This window comes from Pseudomonas sp. PS02290, from assembly GCF_029960075.1.
Taxonomy (GTDB): domain Bacteria; phylum Pseudomonadota; class Gammaproteobacteria; order Pseudomonadales; family Pseudomonadaceae; genus Aquipseudomonas.
The window spans coordinates 68,569-85,411 of the sequence record NZ_JASCOY010000008.1; the positions used below are offsets into that span (position 1 = coordinate 68,569).

The window sequence follows — 16,843 nt, forward strand, 5'->3', positions numbered from 1 at the left end:
CTGCTCAGCATCGGGCAACCGAGCACGCGCTGCACACACTCTTCCCGCAGCATCAGCGCATGTCTGCCTCCTCTCTGCAAGGACCACCCCATGAACTTCATGCGCCCTGCGCTTATCGCCATCGCCGTTTCGCTCAGCCTGCCAGGCGCGCTGGTTCACGCCGAAGATCTCCCCGCCCCGATCAAGGCGCTCGAAGCCAAGGGCGCAACCATCAAAGGCAGCTTCGACGCACCGGGCGGGCTGAAGGGTTATGCCGCCGAGTATCAGAATCAAGGCATGGCGCTGTACCTGACCCCTGACGGCACGCACGTGCTGGCCGGCAATCTGTTCGATGAAAAGGGCGAGGACCTGAGCACCGCGCCCCTGCAGAAGCTGGTCTATGGACCGATGGCCGAGGCGATGTGGAGTCGCATGGAAAACAGCACCTGGATCGCCGACGGCGCCAAAACCGCGCCCAAAGTCATCTACCTGTTCAGCGACGCCAACTGCCCATACTGCAACCTGTTCTGGGAGCAGGCGCGGCCTTGGGTGAAGTCCGGCAACGTGCAATTGCGTCACATCATGGTCGGCGTGATTCGCGAAGACAGCGCCGCCAAAGCCGCGAGCCTGCTGGCCGACGCGAACCCGGAAGTGGCCTTGCAGAACCACGAACAGGCGGGCAAAGCCAGCACGCTCAAGGCCATGCAGAACATCCCCAAAGACATTCAGGCCAAACTCGACGCCAACATGAAACTGATGGAAGACATGGGCCTGTCAGCCACCCCGTCGATCTTCTACAAGGACGAGGCCGGACACCTTCAGCAGCAACAAGGCGCGCCCCGGCCTGAGGCACTGGCGAAGATGATGGGTCCCAAATAGCTGCGCATGAGTGAGGCCGTCTGGCGTGGGGCCTCCTGACCGGTGGCGACGCGCGTGACAACGTGGGTACTGCGTCGACGAGTCATCCGTGTAAAAATGTCGATCACCATTTCAAGAGCCACAGTCAGGAGGCTCGCTCCATGCGTTACGCCGAAGATCACAAAGCCCAGACCCACCAGCGCATCCTTCAGGAAGCCGCCGCACGCTTTCGCCGTGACGGCATCGGCGCCACCGGTTTGCAGCCTTTGATGAAGGCATTGGGCCTGACCCACGGTGGTTTTTATGCCCACTTCAAATCCAAGGACGATCTGGTCGAGAAATCCCTGCGCTGCGCCGTCGACCAGCTGCAGGCCTCACGTGCCGAGAAACTGGCCGAAGACAGCTCGACCCAGGCGTTCATCGACATGTACCTGTCGACCGCCCATCGCGATCACCCGGAAAAGGGCTGCCCGCTGCCGACCATGGCGTCCGAGCTGGGCCAGCGCGGGCAACCGAGCGAGATTACCGACGAGTTGATCAACCGCATGCTCGCCACCCTCGAAGCAGGCATGCCAGCCGATGGGCAAAACAGCGACAAGAGCGTAATGCTGATGTCCGGGCTGGTGGGGGCCATGGTGCTGGCGCGCAGCGCAAAAGATCCGGCGCTGGCCGAGCGAATTCTGGAAACCACCCGCGATCAGCTCAAGCAACTGATCGAAGGCTGACGCTCACTTCCCTGCCCTTCTCGCGGCAGGGAAGTGTCTTGCTTGTCTCAGCACCGCTCAGGGATGCCAGCGACGAAACAGCACGCTGGCGTTCACACCGCCGAAGCCAAACCCGTTCGACAGGGCGTACTCGATGTCCATCGGGCGTGCCTTGCCGTGGACGATGTCGATGCCTGCCGCCGCCTCATCAGGGTTCTCCAGATTCAGCGTCATCGGCGCGATCTGATCGCGAATCGCCAACGCCGTGAAAATCGCCTCGATGCCGCCTGCCGCGCCGAGCAAGTGCCCGGTGGCTGATTTGGTCGACGTCACCGCGACGCCATTCTGGTCACCGAACACCGTTTTGATCGCCGCCATTTCACCCTTGTCGCCCACCGGGGTGGACGTGGCATGGGCGTTGACGTGCTGGACATCGGAGGGCTGAATGCCGGCCTGCCGAATCGCTGCCTGCATCGCCCGACGCGCGCCACTGCCATCTTCAGGCCCGGCCGTCAGGTGATAGGCGTCCGCGCTGGTGCCGTAACCGACCAGTTCAACGATGGGCGTTGCACCGCGAGCGAGTGCGTGCTCCAGGGTTTCGATGACGATGATCCCCGCGCCCTCGCCCATGACGAAGCCGTCGCGGTCACGGTCGAAGGGCCGTGAGGCGCGCTCCGGTGTGTCATTGAAGCCATTGGAAAGCGCCCGCGCGGCAGCGAAACCACCCAAGGCGACGCGATCGATACAGGCTTCGGCGCCACCGCAGATGGCCACATCCGCTTCCCCGTTGCGGATCAGCCGCGCGGCATCGCCAATCGCCTGAACGCCCGCCGCACATGCCGTCACCGGCGCGCCCAGCGGGCCTTTGAAACCGTGCTGGATTGACACATGCCCGGCCGCCAGATTGACCAGAAACGAAGGAATGGTGAACGGCGACAACCGCCGCGGCCCACGGGTATCCGTAATGAGAACCGCCTCGGCGATGGCACCAAAACCACCTACGCCGGCGCCAATGATGGTCGCAGTACGCTCCCGCTCCTCTTCAGTCGATGGCGCCCAGCCTGCCTGTTTGACCGCCTGCTGCGCAGCGCCCAGGGCAAACAGGATGAAGCGGTCCATCTTCTTCTGCTCCTTGGGCGGCGCGGCGGCGTCAGCGTCGAACCCGGCTTCAGGGTCTTGCTCCAGGGTCGGCACCGGGCCGCCGACCTTGCCTGCCAGGTCAGCCACCGTCTGCTCAGGCAACTGCACAATGCCCGAGCGGCCTTCAAGCAATCGCTTCCATACCGCTTCGACGCCGGAGCCCAATGGCGTCACCAGCCCCATACCCGTCACTACGATGCGACGCTCGCTCATGGGTTCACCTTTTCCTCATTTTTGGCAGTCGCCGACACCGTTAAGCGCCAGCCGTTTTATAACGTTGCGCCGCGTGCTGCAGCGACAGATTCGGGCCCAGCGCCAGGCGTGCCTGGGTGAAGGCCTGCCAGTCAGCGGCATCCGGCAACGATGGAATGGTGATCAGCTCTTTCTGATCGAACCCGGCCAGCGAAGCGTCGACCATCTCGTTGACGTCCATGACCATTTCCGGCGGAAAGGCGTTGATGTCCAGACCGGCGCGCTCCCAGATTTCAGTGCGAGTGGCGCCGGGCAGCACGGCTTGAACCTGCACGCCCTTTTCGCTCATCTCGGCAGCGAGCGACTGGGTCAGGCTCAACACGTACGCCTTGCTGGCGGCGTACACCGCGTTGAAGCGCTCCGGCAACAGTGGCACCACCGACGCAATATTGATGATCGCGCCGGTACCGCGCGCCGCAAAACCGGCGGCTGCGGCGGACGCCAGATGGGTCAGCGCAACGATGTTGAGTTGAATCAGACGGTCCACTTCGCCCAGATCCGATTCGGCGAGGGGCGTGCTCAGCGCAACCCCGGCGTTGTTCACCAGCAGCGTGATCAATGCGTCCGAGCGCAGACGCTGCTCGAGGACGCTGACATCAGCGGGCCGGGTCAAGTCGGCTTTGATCACCTCGACATTGATCGAATGTTTTGCGCGCAGATCCGTCGCCAGTGCTTCCAGTCGCGACTGGTCACGGGCCACCAGCAGCAGATCAAATCCGCGCTGCGCCAGGCGGTCCGCATAGGTGAAGCCAATGCCCGACGACGCGCCGGTGATGACAGCTTTGCCTTGAGTCTGAGTAGTCATGAACGTTCTCCGTGGGAAAGTGAGCGTAGCTGCGGAGGGATATTACGCCCGTAATTTAAAAAATAATATGTCGGTCGACATTTTTCTATGTTGGTGGGTAAACGGTGCGCCTGGAGTCATGAAGGGCATAAAAAAGGCCGATCAAAAGATCGGCCTTGGGCTCATGGGGTCTCAGTCAATTGCCAGCTTGTCGCGGTTCTTGTCCAGCAGCGCCTTGCCGATGCCCTTCACTTCGATCAACTCATCCACGGCCGTGAATCCGCCGTGTTCTTCACGGTAAGCAACGATGGCGTTGGCTTTGGCTGCGCCAATCCCGGACAGCTCTTTCTGAAGGGTTTCCGCACTCGCGGCGTTAAGATTAACCTTTGAGCCCTGTGCACCCGCTGGCGCGGAAATGGCAGGTTGGGTGGCGTCTGCCGGGGTGACGGCAGGGGTGGCAGAAGGCGCGGCAGTCACAGCGAGGGACGTACCCGCCAGCAGCGCGAAGATCAGGGAGGACAGATAAGAAGTACGCATGAGTCATGCTCCATGGGCATCGTAAGTGGAAGCAGCATTCCTGAGCTGCTTCCCAAACCTAGCCGATGGCGACAGACCGTCAACGCAGGGATCGGTGACCGGATATGTATCGACTCGCAGGCCCCGTACCGCCGGGCCTCGCGCCGGTTGCAGTGCCCCATGTCGCTGCGTAAGAAAAGGTTTCCGGAACGCGAGCGTCTACGGTTCCCGGCGACGCTGCTGATGAATCCAGTCGACGATATCGCCCTCTGGCGCATAGCCAGCGACGGTGTCGCCGAGGATCTGCCGAACGCGGGTGTAATCGTCGTCGTCCAGTGCCTTGAGCAGCTGCGAGAGGCTCTGCTTGAAGACGTCCCACGACAGAAAGTCTTCCTGCGCGCTCATGATCATCGGGTGGCGAGTCGCCGCCACGTTGTTGCCGATCAACAGCTCCTCATAGAGCTTCTCGCCAGGCCGCAGACCGGTGAACTCAATGGCAATGTCGCCCTGGGGATTGTGCTCCGAGCGGATGCTCAGGCCCGACAGGTGCACCATCTTCTCGGCCAGCTCGATGATGCGCACCGGCTCGCCCATATCGAGCACGAACACGTCGCCGCCCTGCCCCATGGAGCCGGCCTGGATCACCAACTGCGCCGCTTCCGGGATGGTCATGAAGTAGCGGGTGATTTTCGGGTGCGTCACCGTCAGCGGGCCACCGGATTTGATCTGCTGATGGAACAGCGGAATCACCGAGCCGGATGAACCCAGTACGTTGCCGAACCGCACCATAATGAATCGCGTCTTGTTGACCTGATGCACATTGGAGCGGTCGCCGAACATGACCGGCGCGGTTTCCCGGCTCAGTGCCTGCAACGTCAGCTCGGCCAGGCGCTTGGTGCTGCCCATCACATTGGTCGGACGCACGGCCTTGTCGGTGGAAATCAGCACGAAGTTGGCCACGCCCGCCTGCAGCGCCGCTTGGGCCGCGTTAAGCGTACCGACCACGTTGTTGAGCACGCCTTCGGCGATGTTGTGCTCGACCATCGGCACATGCTTGTAGGCCGCCGCGTGGTACACGGTGTTGACCTGCCAGGTCTTCATCACATCCAGCAGCTTGGCGTGATTGCGGATGGAGCCCAGGATCGGCAGCAGTTTGACCTTGAGCGACTCGCGGGCCACCCGCCGCTCCAGCTCGGTAAGAATCGTGTACAGGTTGAATTCGCTGTGATCGAGCAGCAACAGCGTGGTCGGCTTCAACAGCAGGATCTGCCGGCACAGCTCCGAGCCGATCGACCCCCCGGCCCCGGTGACCAGTACGCACTGGTTCTTGATGCAGTGTTCGAGCAGTTCCTCTTGCGCAGGCACGGCGTCGCGCCCGAGCAGGTCGGCGATGTCGACTTCCTGGAGATCGTCAACCTTCACTCGACCAGCCGCCAGATCAGAGAAATTCGGTACGCTGCGAACATGCAGCGGGAAGCCTTCCAGGAAGCCGAGGATTTCCCGGCGACGGGCTCGTGCCGACGACGGAATCGCCAGCAGGATTTCCTGGGCGCCGGTGACGTCGATCATCTGCTGAATGTGCTTGGGCTTATAGACCAGCAGCCCGGAAATGACCCGGTTGGAGATCGAGTCGTCGTCGTCGATGAACGCTACCGGACGCATCGACCGGCCCATGCGCAGTGCAGCGACCAATTGGTTACCTGCCGCGCCGGCACCGTAGATGGCGACTTTTGGCAGGCCATCGTCGCGGGTTGCAAAGGGCACATGGCGAGCGGCGGAAAACCAGTCACCGAGAAAATACTGACGCATCGCCAGGCGCAAGCCACCGATCATGACCATGCTCAGCCACCAGTAATTGAACATCACCGATCGCGGCACCACATGCTGGTGGTTGCTGTAGAGATAGACCACGACCCCGAGAATCAGGGCCGACAGGCTGACGGCTTTGATGATCGCGATCAGCGCGTCGTTGCCGAAATAGCGCATCACCGCGCGGTACATGCCGAAACGAATGAACAACGGGATCGCGACCACAGGCGCGCTTGCGAACAGCCAGGTATGGATTTCCAAAGGGTTGATGAGTTCATCGATGCCCAGGCGGACGACAAACGCCATCCACAACGCGAACCAGATCAGACAGACGTCTGCGGCGACCTGCATGATCCGCTTGTGCCGGCGAGGCAACGCCAGCAGCGAAGTGCGTATTTTTCCCATCATCCCCTCAAGCACGCGTTCAAACTCCTTTCAGTCGACCCCTGCACCGGCCATTGATTCCTGCCCCACAGGGGAATCGGATCAACAGCATCAGCGCCAATGTCCGGGCTCAGCCCTTTTCAAGCGCCCCTGCTTTAAAGATGACTGCCAGAGCGAGCAATGGAGCGTAAGCAATGATCACGCCGAGTGCGCCATCCAGCCCGAAACGGGCGACACACACAGCGACCGGCAACAGCCAGCACAGATTGATTACACCGACTGCGGACGTCACCGGAAGGTGCTTGCCAAACCGTCGCGAGGCGAATTGGTAAGCGTGACTTCTGTGCGCCTCATAGACCTTGTCGCCCCGAACGAGCCGACGGATGAGGGTTACTGTAGCGTCTACGATGAAAACCCCGAGGAGAATAAGCCATACCCACAAGAACTGCGAGGAAATCCACGCCCCCTGCAGTGACAGACAACCGAGCATAATGCCGAGGAATCCGCTGCCGGCGTCGCCCATGAAGATCTTCGCCGGAGGAAAATTCCAGAACAGAAACCCCGCGACGGCGCACGCCAACAGGATCGGCAGCCACACCAGAGTGGCAACGCCGCTCAGGGCGTAGATGATCGCAGCGCCAACGCAGACACAGATTGCCTCTACGCTGGCGATGCCGTCGATGCCGTCCATGAAGTTATACAGATTGAGCAGCCACACCAGGTAGAACGCCGTCAGCACATTAACGATCAAGCCCGGATCGAGGGTCATGCCGAACACGCTGATTGCCGGAAGCCCCCCCAGCCAGAACAACGCCCACGCCGCTGCGAAAAAATGCCCCAGCAGGCGCCATCGCGCGGCGATATGGCCGTGATCGTCGAGAAACCCCAGCGCCGCGATCAACGCGCCCGCGCCGAACATGGCCAGGAACAGGTCGCGGCCCATCAGCCCCGCCCATAGCATCCAGACCAGCGCGACCAGATAACTGATGACAATCGCCACGCCGCCGCCCCGTGGCGTGGGAAGGGTGTGGGAGCTTCTACCGTTCGGGATATCAAGCAAGCTTTTGTGCAGCGCATAGCGTCGCAATACATGCGTCAGCGCAAACGAAAACACGACAACCGCAACCGCGACCCACCAATAATTCATGCTCGATCCGTCACCAGAAAATGCTCGACGGTCTTCTTGAGGCCGTCCTCTACCGACACCGGCGGCTGCCACTGCAACCGCTCGCGGGTTTTGCTGATGTCCACGCGCAGCGAACCCAGCACACGCTCGGCCGCCGATTTGCGACCCAACAGTGTGGCGCCGAGCATGATAAGGGATTCGGGTACGGGAATGAGCCAACCCGATGCCCCCATCTGCGCCTTGAGGCGGCTGGCCAGTTCGGTCGTGGAGAGGTCCTGGCCATCGCTGACCAGAAAGACCTGATTCGCGGCGGCAGGATGATCGATGCAGACGCGGATCAGGTCGGTCAGGTTGTCCAGCGAGACCAGGCTACGCGCATTGTTCACCGCGCCCAGCGGCAGCGGCACGCCTTTGCGCAACGTGCGCATCAGTTGCAGGAAGTTGGCTTTGACGCCGGGGCCGTAAACCAGCACCGGGCGGATGATCACCACTTCCATTGCCGAGGTCGTGGCCAGGGCCAGAAGGCCTTGTTCCGCTTCGTGCTTGGAGATGGCGTAGGGGTCGCTCGGATTGGGCGCGTCGTCCGGACGAAAGCAGTCGCCCCGCGCGGTGGACTCACCGTTGACCTTGATCGTGCTGATGAAGATGAAACGCCGGACGCCTGCGGCGGCGGCCTGCTCAGCCAGATTCAGCGTGCCGAGGGTGTTGACCTCCCGGTACAGCGAAAGCGGATCGGCCGCGGTGTCGTGCATGACATGCACCCGCGCTGCGGCGTGAATGACCGTATCGACGCCGTGCAGAACTTCCTGCCATGGGGTGTCGGCAGTCAGCCCGGCAACACTGGCCGTCGTCACGTTTGGAGAAGAATGGGGCGTCGCCCGTCTGCTGACCGCGAAAATGTGCGCGTCGGGCAGGTGTGCAAGGTGGTCAACCAGCGCTGTTCCCAAAAATCCCGAACTGCCTGTTACCAGGATTTTTCTGGTCATATCCGATCCATGCACATAAGAATTCGCCGTCCATCATGACGGCCGCTGCGAAACAGCGGCGCCATTGTAGACGATTGGCGTGCGGCCCCGCCAATCAGCAAGAGGGACCGCGCGCCCGGTGCATCACTTGCCGTTGATCAGCGCTTCGATCTCTTTGACCTTGACTTCTACAAGGGCTGGATCACGACGGCTCTCGACGTTCAGACGCAGCAGCGGCTCGGTGTTGGAGCCGCGCAGGTTGAAACGCCATTCGGCGAACTCAAGGCTGATGCCGTCGGTTCTGTCGATGTTCGAGCAAGACGGCGTGTAGTGTTCCAGGATCTTGGCGATGATGGATTTGACGTCGTCGACCTTGTAGTTGATTTCGCCGCTGCACGGGTAGGCCGCCATGCGTTCATCAACCAGTTGCGAGAACTTCTTGCCGGACACCGACATCAGCGCGGCGACCAACAGCCACGGGATCATGCCGCTGTCGCAGTAGGCAAAATCGCGGAAGTAGTGGTGAGCACTCATTTCGCCGCCATACACGGCGTCTTCCAGGCGCATGCGCTCCTTGATGAACGCGTGACCGGTTTTGCACAGCACTGGCGTACCGCCCGCCTGCTTGACCTGATCGATGGTGTTCCAGGTCAGGCGCGGGTCGTGAATGATTTTCGAACCCGGGTGTTGCTTGAGCAGCATTTCAGCCAGCAGGCCCACCAGGTAGTAGCCCTCGACGAAACGGCCTTGCTCGTCAAAGAAGAAGCAGCGGTCGAAATCGCCGTCCCACGCCAGGCCCAGATCGCAGCCGTGCTTGAGCAGCGCGTCGCGGGTGATGCTGCGGTTTTCCGGCAGCAGCGGGTTCGGCACGCCGTTCGGGAAGTTGCCATCCGGCTCGGCGTTGATGATCACCCACTCGAACGGCAGCTGGGAGCGGATCGCGTCCAGTGCAGGACCGACAGCGCCATTGCCCGGATCGGCGAGGATCTTCAATGGACGAAGGTCGGCACCTTTGACGTAGGTCAGCAGATGCTCGATGTAGGCGGTCTTGTCCGGCTTGGACTGGACGCTGCCGTGCTGAGCGGCCACTTGACCGAAGTCGCCCGCATCCACGCGCTGGCGAATGGCATCAAGGCCTGTATCACCACTAATGGGACGTGACGATTTCTGCACCAGTTTCATGCCGTTATAACCCTTCGGGTTATGACTGGCCGTGACCATCACGCCGCCGTCTGCATCGTAGTGGCTGGTGGCGAAGTAGACTTCTTCGGTGCCGCACAGGCCGATGTCGATGACATCCGCGCCGGCTTCCTGAATGCCCTTGATCAACGCCTGAGCCAAGGCCGGGCTTTCAAGACGCATGTCTCGGCCCACTACGATATTTTTGGCACCCAGTTCAACCACCATGGACCGGCCGATGCGGTATGCAATGTCATCGTCAAGGTCATTGGGCACCTGACCACGGATGTCGTAGGCCTTGAAGCAGCGAGTCTGAAGAGCGGGATAGTCGGAATTCATGTGTAAAAACCTATGCGACGAAAAAACCCGAAGGTTCCTCTGTTCAGTAGAAGCAGCTCGAATGATGAACTGCACGCAACCCTCGCGCCTGAAAGCTTGAGGCGTGGGTTAGGCATTGAAAAAGGAGATTAGTTATAGGTGCGCTTGTAATTATCTTCAACGCAAGCGTCGAGGTGTCTGGCGCGCGGGGATTCTATCAGGGTAGACGTGACGCCTTGGGTTTCCTGCGCAGACGCGCAACTGAAACCAACAGGGGGCCAATCAACATGCCCACCAGCAATGCAAAGATCACCGGCACGGCGACCGGCAGCTCGGGTGCGTTCCAGCCAAAGAACACCAGGGCGACGTTCTGCTGGTTTTCCAGCACAAATACGACAATCACCGCTGCGATCAACAGGGCGATAGCCAGAAAGATCAGACGCTTCACATTTCGCATGAGAACTCCTCAAAGAGCTATTGGAGCTCATGCTCCTCTTCTTCGTTCACCCGGTCGCGGAGCTCTTTGCCTGGTTTGAAGTGAGGTACGAACTTGCCGTCGAGGCTGACAGACTGACCTGTCTTCGGATTGCGGCCGACGCGAGGTGCGCGATAGTGCAGGGAAAAGCTGCCGAAGCCGCGTATTTCAATACGGTCGCCCGTCGCCAGGCACTGCGACATCTGCTCGAGCATGGTCTTGATGGCCAACTCCACATCCTTGGATGAGAGCAGTCCTTGATGGGTGACAATTCGTTCGATCAACTCCGACTTCGTCATATTTTTCCCTTCTTTTTCAAGCAGCTAGGTAAAGCGCTTTGAAGGTTTTAGCATGACCAGAAGGATTTGAACAGAGTATGTCCAGACTTAAATGAGTGGAGATTGAAGATCCTCACCAGGCATTGGCCGAACACAGCGCAAAAACACCCGCCCACAAAAAAGGGCGACCGAAGTCGCCCTTTTTCAATGGTCAGACAGAACTCAGTTCTGTTTTTCCATTTGAGCACGCAGCAGGTCACCCAGAGTGGTAGGACCAGTGCTTTCAGCGGTTTCAGGCTTGCTACGCAGGCTCTGAATCGCTTCTTTCTCGTCTTCAACGTCTTTCGACTTGATGGACAAGCTGATCACGCGGCTCTTGCGGTCAACGCTGATGATCTTGGCTTCGATCTCTTCGCCTTCTTTCAGAACGTTACGCGCGTCTTCAACGCGGTCACGGCTGATTTCGGAGGCTTTGAGGGTCGCTTCGATGTCGTCGGCCAGAGTGATGATGGCGCCTTTGGCGTCAACTTCTTTAACGATACCGCGGACGATAGCGCCTTTGTCATTGACAGTGACGTACTCGGAGAACGGATCGCTTTCCAGCTGCTTGATACCGAGCGAGATGCGCTCACGCTCTGGATCAACCGACAGGATCACGGTGTCAAGCTCGTCGCCTTTCTTGAAACGACGTACGGCTTCTTCGCCCACTTCGTTCCAGGAGATGTCGGACAGGTGAACCAGGCCGTCGATGCCGCCGTCCAGACCAATGAAGATACCGAAATCGGTGATCGACTTGATGGTGCCGGAGATCTTGTCGCCCTTGTTGAACTGGCCAGAGAAATCTTCCCACGGGTTAGATTTGCACTGTTTGATGCCCAGGGAGATACGACGACGCTCTTCGTCGATGTCCAGAACCATGACTTCCACTTCGTCGCCAACCTGAACGACTTTAGACGGGTGGATGTTCTTGTTGGTCCAGTCCATTTCCGAAACGTGTACCAAGCCTTCCACGCCTTCTTCCAGCTCTGCGAAGCAGCCGTAGTCGGTCAGGTTGGTAACACGCGCGGTAACGCGAGTGCCTTCCGGGTAACGAGCCTTGATAGCAACCCATGGATCTTCACCCAGTTGCTTCAGACCCAGGGAAACACGATTGCGCTCGCGATCGTATTTCAGAACCTTTACATCGATCTCATCGCCAACGTTGACGATTTCCGATGGATGCTTGATGCGCTTCCAGGCCATGTCGGTGATGTGCAGCAGGCCATCGACGCCACCCAGATCGACGAATGCGCCGTAATCGGTGAGGTTCTTGACGATACCCTTGACCTGTTGGCCTTCCTGCAGCGATTCCAGCAGAGCTTCGCGCTCGGCGCTGTTTTCGGCTTCCAGGACACTGCGACGGGAAACGACAACGTTGTTGCGCTTCTGGTCCAGCTTGATGACCTTGAATTCCAGCTCTTTGCCTTCCAGGTGCGTGGTGTCGCGCACTGGACGGACGTCAACCAGAGAACCTGGCAGGAACGCACGGATGCCGTTAACGTCGACTGTGAAGCCGCCTTTAACCTTACCGTTGATAACGCCCTTGACCACTTCCTCAGCTGCGAAAGCCGCTTCCAGAACGATCCAGCACTCAGCACGCTTGGCTTTTTCGCGGGACAGCTTGGTTTCGCCAAAGCCGTCTTCGACCGCGTCCAGCGCAACGTGGACTTCATCGCCAATCTTGATGGTCAGCTCGCCAGCATCGTTGTGGAACTGCTCCAGCGGGATGAGGCCTTCAGACTTCAGACCAGCGTGAACGGTGACCCAACCAGCCTGGTAATCGATATCGACGATGATCGCGGTGATGATCGAACCGGCCTGAAGGTTAAGAGTCTTTAGGCTTTCTTCGAAAAGTTCAGCAAAGCTTTCGCTCATTTTAATTCCTGTTGATAAGGGCGAAGAATACGCCCATCTGCCACGCTCCAGACAACGTGGGTTTCGTTCATATGAAAGAAAGCCTGCGGGACTATGACTGGTCTCCCACATGGCTTTCTGGTCATCCGGCGATATCGCGGAGTGCGACTTCACTCAGGATGCGTTCAAGCACCTGCTCGATGGACAATTCGGTGGAATCCAGCTGAATGGCGTCATGCGCCGGCTTGAGCGGGGCTACCGCTCGCTGGGTGTCGCGCTCGTCGCGGACACGGATCTCATCTAGCAGACTCGGCAGACTAACATCGTCACCCTTGGCCTTCAACTGCAAATATCGCCGACGGGCACGCTCGTCGACGCTGGCCGTCAGAAAAATCTTCAGTGGCGCGCCGGGAAAGACCACCGTGCCCATGTCGCGGCCGTCGGCGATCAGGCCCGGAAACTCCTGAAAAGCCCGCTGGCGCTGCAGCAGTGCTTCGCGAACAGCCGGCAACGAGGCCACCTGCGACGCGCCACTGCCGACATGCTCATTGCGGATGGCTGACGTGACGTCCTCCCCTTCCAGGATAATGCGCTGACCGTGGTCGTCGGTCGCTGCCATGAACTGCACGTCCAGATGCGCAGCCAGCAGCTTTAATGCTTCTTCATTGGTCAGATCGACGCCATGATTGACCGCGGCGAAGGCCAGCAGCCGATACAGCGCGCCGGAATCCAGCAGGGACCAGCCCAGACGTTTGGCCAGCTTGCCGGCCACCGTGCCCTTCCCGGAACCGCTGGGTCCGTCGATCGTAATGACCGGAGCTTGAACTTTCACGATTGCCCCTCTTGCGTTACACGAATACCCACCTGAGCACACAGCGTCAGGAAACTGGGAAATGAAGTCGCCACATTGGCGCAGTCCCGGATGCGGATCGGACTGGCCGCGCGCAACGACGCGATACTGAATGCCATGGCGATACGGTGATCACCCTGCGCATTGATTTCACCACCGCCAACGGTTCCACCATCAATAATGATGCCATCTGCGGTGGATTCAACGTTTATACCGAGCGTCGCCAGACCGTCGGCCATGGCCTCAAGACGGCCGGATTCCCTGACGCGTGAGCCTTGGACACCGTTAAACACTGTTCGCCCTTCCACGCACGCGGCGGCAATAAAGAGTGCTGGAAGCTCGTCGAACGCCAGAGACACTAGCGTCCGCGGAACGGCGATACCCATGAGGCGCGCAGGGCGCACGTGCAGATCAGCCACCGGCTCGCCGCCCGCATCGCGCGGGTTGTGCAGCGTGATGTCCGCGCCCATCAGACGCAGGACATCAATAACGCCGGAGCGCGTCGGGTTGACACCCACGCCTTCCAGAATCAGGTCGGAGCCTTCAGCGATGGACGCTGCCACCATAAAGAACGCCGCAGAGGACATGTCGCCGGGCACTTCGATGGGTGCGGCCTTGAGCTCAACCCCTGAATGCAGCGCCACTGTCGCGTCATGAACGGCAACCGAATGACCTAAGCCTTGCAGCATGCGCTCGGTGTGGTCCCGGGTCGGCGCGGGCTCATGCACCATCGTTGTGCCATTTGCGTAGAGACCGGCGAGCAACAGCGCGGATTTCACCTGAGCGCTGGGCAACGGCATGTCGTAGCGGATGGCCTGAAGACCCTGCCCGCCGCGAAGGGTCAGCGGCGGCCGGCCGTCCTCTGCGGTTTCAATCACGGCGCCCATCTGGCGCAGCGGCTCAACGACGCTGGTCATCGAGCGCCGCGACAGCGAGGCATCGCCGGTCAGCACGCTGTCGAATCGCTGCGCGGCCAACAGGCCACAGAGCAGGCGCATCGACGTGCCCGAGTTACCCAGATAAAGCGGCCCCGGCGCCGGTTGAAGCCCGTTGAGACCGACGCCGTGAATGGTGAGGCGACCGTGGTGCGGCCCTTCGATGACTACGCCCATGTCGCGGAATGCCTGCAGCGTCGCCAGCGCGTCCTCACTTTCGAGAAAGCCTTCGACGACGCTGGTGCCTTGGGCCAGTGACCCGAGCATGATCGCCCGGTGAGAAATCGACTTGTCACCCGGCACGCGGACCCGCCCCCGGACAACGCCGCCCGGCTGGGCAATAAACGTCAGGTCGGCGCACGCTGCTTTTTCAACGTAGGCGCGACGGGCGAGGATCTTGCCGAAATGCTCCCGGGCGACGCGAGCCCGGGTGAACACACCGAGCAACTGGTGGCCATCGCCTGCATCCACGGCGTCGCGCAGCGCATCGAGATCACTGCGGAAGGTGTCGAGGGTGCGCAGCACGGCCTCGCGGTTCGCCAGGAAGATGTCATGCCACATCACCGGATCACTGCCGGCGATGCGCGTGAAGTCGCGGAAACCGCCCGCCGCATAACGGAAGATGTCGAGGTTTTCGTTGCGCTTGGCCAGCGAGTCCACCAGACCGAACGCCAGGAGGTGCGGGAGATGACTGGTCGCCGCCAGCACTTCATCGTGGCGCTCGACCTGCATGTGCTCGACGTCTGCGCCCAGAGCCGACCAGAGACGGTCGACCAGAGCCAGCGCCGACGGATCGGTTTCCGCCAGAGGAGTGAGAATGACTTTGTGCCGTTTGAACAGCTCAGCGTTGGAGGCTTCCACCCCGCTCTGCTCGGAGCCGGCAATCGGGTGACCCGGCACGAAGCGCGCCGGCATCACGCCAAATGCTTCGCGGGCAGCGCGGACCACGTTGCCTTTGGCGCTGCCGACATCGGTCAGCACGGCATTGCCCAGGTCCAGGCCCGCCAGTACGCCGAGGAGCTTTTCCATGGCCAGGATCGGCACGGCCAACTGAATGACGTCAGCCCCCACGCAGGCGGCCGCGAGATTGTCTTCACAGCGATTGACCACGCCCAGTTCGACGGCCAGCGTGCGCGATTGCGGGTCGAGATCGACACCCACGACTTCGCGGCACAGGCCACTTTCCTTCAACCCTTTGGCGAACGAACCACCGATCAATCCGAGACCGACCACCACCAGGCGGCCGATCACAGGCGCAGCGGGTTGCGGCGACGTGACATCAACCACGCGCCAGAACCTTGCTCAACGCCTCGAGGAAACGACTGTTCTCGGCCGGCAGACCAATGCTCACCCGCAGGTGATCGTGCATGCCGTAACCGCCGATCGGGCGAACGATCACGCCTTCGCGCAGCAATCCTTGATAGACCGAAGCGGCTTCGCGGCCCAGGTCAACGGCAATGAAATTGGCTTTGGAAGGAATCCAGCTTAGGCCCATCTGACCAAGCCCTGCTTCCAGCTGCTGCATGCCGGCTTCATTCAACTGACGGCTATGCGCAACATAGTCAACGTCGTCCAGCGCGGCGCACGCAGCGGCCAGTGCGAGGCTGTTGACGTTGAATGGCTGACGCACGCGGTTCAGCACGTCGGCCACGACCGGCGAGGACAGGGCATAACCAACGCGCAAAGAGGCCAGGCCATAGGCCTTGGAGAACGTACGCGACACCAGCAGGTTCGGGTAATCGCTCAAGAAGTCGAGGCCGTCAGGCAGGTCAGCGCCCTCGGCGTATTCAATGTAGGCCTCGTCCAGCACGACCAACACGTTGTCGGGCACCTGCGCGAGGAAGTCAGCCAGGGCGCCCGGTCCGAACCAGGTCCCGGTGGGGTTGTTCGGGTTGGCGATGAAGACGACCCGGGTGTTGCTGTCGATTGCGGCGAGCATGGCCGGCAGGTCGTGACCCCACTCTTTCGCCCTGGCGACGTGGGCGGTGGCGCCCACGGCCTGGGTGACGATCGGATAGATCGCAAACGCGTGTTCGCTGAATACCGCATTGAGCCCCGGCGCCAGGTAGGCACGGGCGACAATTTCCAGAATGTCGTTGGAGCCGTTGCCCAGCGTCACTTGCTCGGGCTGCACGCCACAGGCTTGCGACAAGCGCTGCTTGAGCTCGAAACCGTTGCCGTCAGGGTAGCGGGTCAACTCCGCCAGTGCGTCTTTGATCGCCTGCAACGCCTTGGGGCTGGCGCCCATGGGGTTTTCGTTGCTCGCCAGCTTGATGATGCGCGCCGGATCGATATCCAGTTCACGCGCCAGTTCGTCCACCGGTTTGCCGGGAACGTAAGGCGATAGTTTTTGCACGCCGGGCTGTGCCAGCGCGAGGAAGTCGCCGCTCATGTACCG

At 60.7% G+C, this 16,843-nt stretch carries 15 protein-coding genes; 2 read left to right on the forward strand and 13 right to left on the reverse strand.

Annotated elements, in window-relative coordinates; translation table 11 throughout:
- Positions 1–90: 90 nt before the first annotated feature.
- Both dsbG and QMX88_RS06585 read left to right on the forward strand, forming a co-directional pair.
- On the forward strand, positions 91–858 hold the full coding sequence (dsbG, locus tag QMX88_RS06580) for a thiol:disulfide interchange protein DsbG (protein ID WP_442969438.1): 768 nt from the start codon (positions 91–93) through the stop codon (positions 856–858).
- A gap of 140 nt (positions 859–998) precedes the next feature.
- Entirely contained in the window at positions 999–1,562 is a 564-nt protein-coding gene (locus QMX88_RS06585; protein WP_192172808.1) for a TetR/AcrR family transcriptional regulator, read from the forward strand.
- A 57-nt stretch (positions 1,563–1,619) separates the two neighbouring features.
- On the opposite strand, the gene fabF is transcribed toward QMX88_RS06585, so the two are convergent.
- The 13 genes from fabF to hisC all read right to left on the reverse strand — a co-directional run bounded on the left by fabF (position 1,620) and on the right by hisC (position 16,837).
- Positions 1,620–2,894, reverse strand: a complete 1,275-nt coding sequence (gene fabF / locus QMX88_RS06590; protein WP_282367485.1) for a beta-ketoacyl-ACP synthase II — start codon at positions 2,892–2,894, stop codon at positions 1,620–1,622.
- Between the two features lie 40 nt (positions 2,895–2,934).
- Positions 2,935–3,738, reverse strand: a complete 804-nt coding sequence (locus QMX88_RS06595; protein WP_282367487.1) for an SDR family NAD(P)-dependent oxidoreductase — start codon at positions 3,736–3,738, stop codon at positions 2,935–2,937.
- A 171-nt stretch (positions 3,739–3,909) separates the two neighbouring features.
- Positions 3,910–4,254 (reverse strand): ComEA family DNA-binding protein, encoded by a 345-nt coding sequence (locus QMX88_RS06600; protein WP_192172811.1) that lies wholly within the window; start codon positions 4,252–4,254, stop codon positions 3,910–3,912.
- Between the two features lie 198 nt (positions 4,255–4,452).
- Complete coding sequence (locus tag QMX88_RS06605; RefSeq protein ID WP_407073233.1) at positions 4,453–6,447, reverse strand: polysaccharide biosynthesis protein; 1,995 nt, start codon at positions 6,445–6,447, stop codon at positions 4,453–4,455.
- Between the two features lie 109 nt (positions 6,448–6,556).
- Entirely contained in the window at positions 6,557–7,573 is a 1,017-nt protein-coding gene (locus QMX88_RS06610) for an MraY family glycosyltransferase (protein ID WP_192172812.1), read from the reverse strand.
- On the reverse strand, positions 7,570–8,538 hold the full coding sequence (locus QMX88_RS06615; RefSeq protein WP_282367491.1) for a UDP-glucose 4-epimerase family protein: 969 nt from the start codon (positions 8,536–8,538) through the stop codon (positions 7,570–7,572). The genes QMX88_RS06610 and QMX88_RS06615 overlap by 4 nt, the downstream gene beginning before the upstream one ends.
- Before the next feature lie 123 nt (positions 8,539–8,661).
- A complete protein-coding gene (locus tag QMX88_RS06620) occupies positions 8,662–10,035 on the reverse strand; it encodes a phosphomannomutase (protein WP_282367493.1) in 1,374 nt (457 codons plus the stop codon).
- A 196-nt stretch (positions 10,036–10,231) separates the two neighbouring features.
- Entirely contained in the window at positions 10,232–10,471 is a 240-nt protein-coding gene (locus QMX88_RS06625; RefSeq protein ID WP_192172815.1) for a lipopolysaccharide assembly protein LapA domain-containing protein, read from the reverse strand.
- 17 nt (positions 10,472–10,488) lie between these two features.
- The gene (ihfB, locus tag QMX88_RS06630) at positions 10,489–10,788 is read right to left on the reverse strand and encodes an integration host factor subunit beta (protein ID WP_037011901.1); all 300 of its coding nucleotides are present in this window, start codon (positions 10,786–10,788) and stop codon (positions 10,489–10,491) included.
- A gap of 201 nt (positions 10,789–10,989) precedes the next feature.
- Positions 10,990–12,681 (reverse strand): 30S ribosomal protein S1, encoded by a 1,692-nt coding sequence (gene rpsA, locus QMX88_RS06635; RefSeq protein WP_065992985.1) that lies wholly within the window; start codon positions 12,679–12,681, stop codon positions 10,990–10,992.
- Between the two features lie 121 nt (positions 12,682–12,802).
- Positions 12,803–13,492, reverse strand: a complete 690-nt coding sequence (gene cmk, locus QMX88_RS06640) for a (d)CMP kinase (RefSeq protein WP_282367504.1) — start codon at positions 13,490–13,492, stop codon at positions 12,803–12,805.
- Positions 13,489–15,696, reverse strand: coding sequence for a bifunctional prephenate dehydrogenase/3-phosphoshikimate 1-carboxyvinyltransferase (locus QMX88_RS06645; RefSeq protein WP_282367608.1), 2,208 nt, complete (start codon positions 15,694–15,696; stop codon positions 13,489–13,491). Before QMX88_RS06645 ends, cmk begins: the two co-directional genes overlap by 4 nt.
- 28 nt (positions 15,697–15,724) lie before the next feature.
- Positions 15,725–16,837 carry a histidinol-phosphate transaminase gene (gene hisC / locus QMX88_RS06650; RefSeq protein WP_282367506.1) on the reverse strand — a complete coding sequence of 371 codons (1,113 nt, stop codon included), beginning with the start codon at positions 16,835–16,837 and terminating at the stop codon, positions 15,725–15,727.
- Positions 16,838–16,843: the final 6 nt, after the last annotated feature.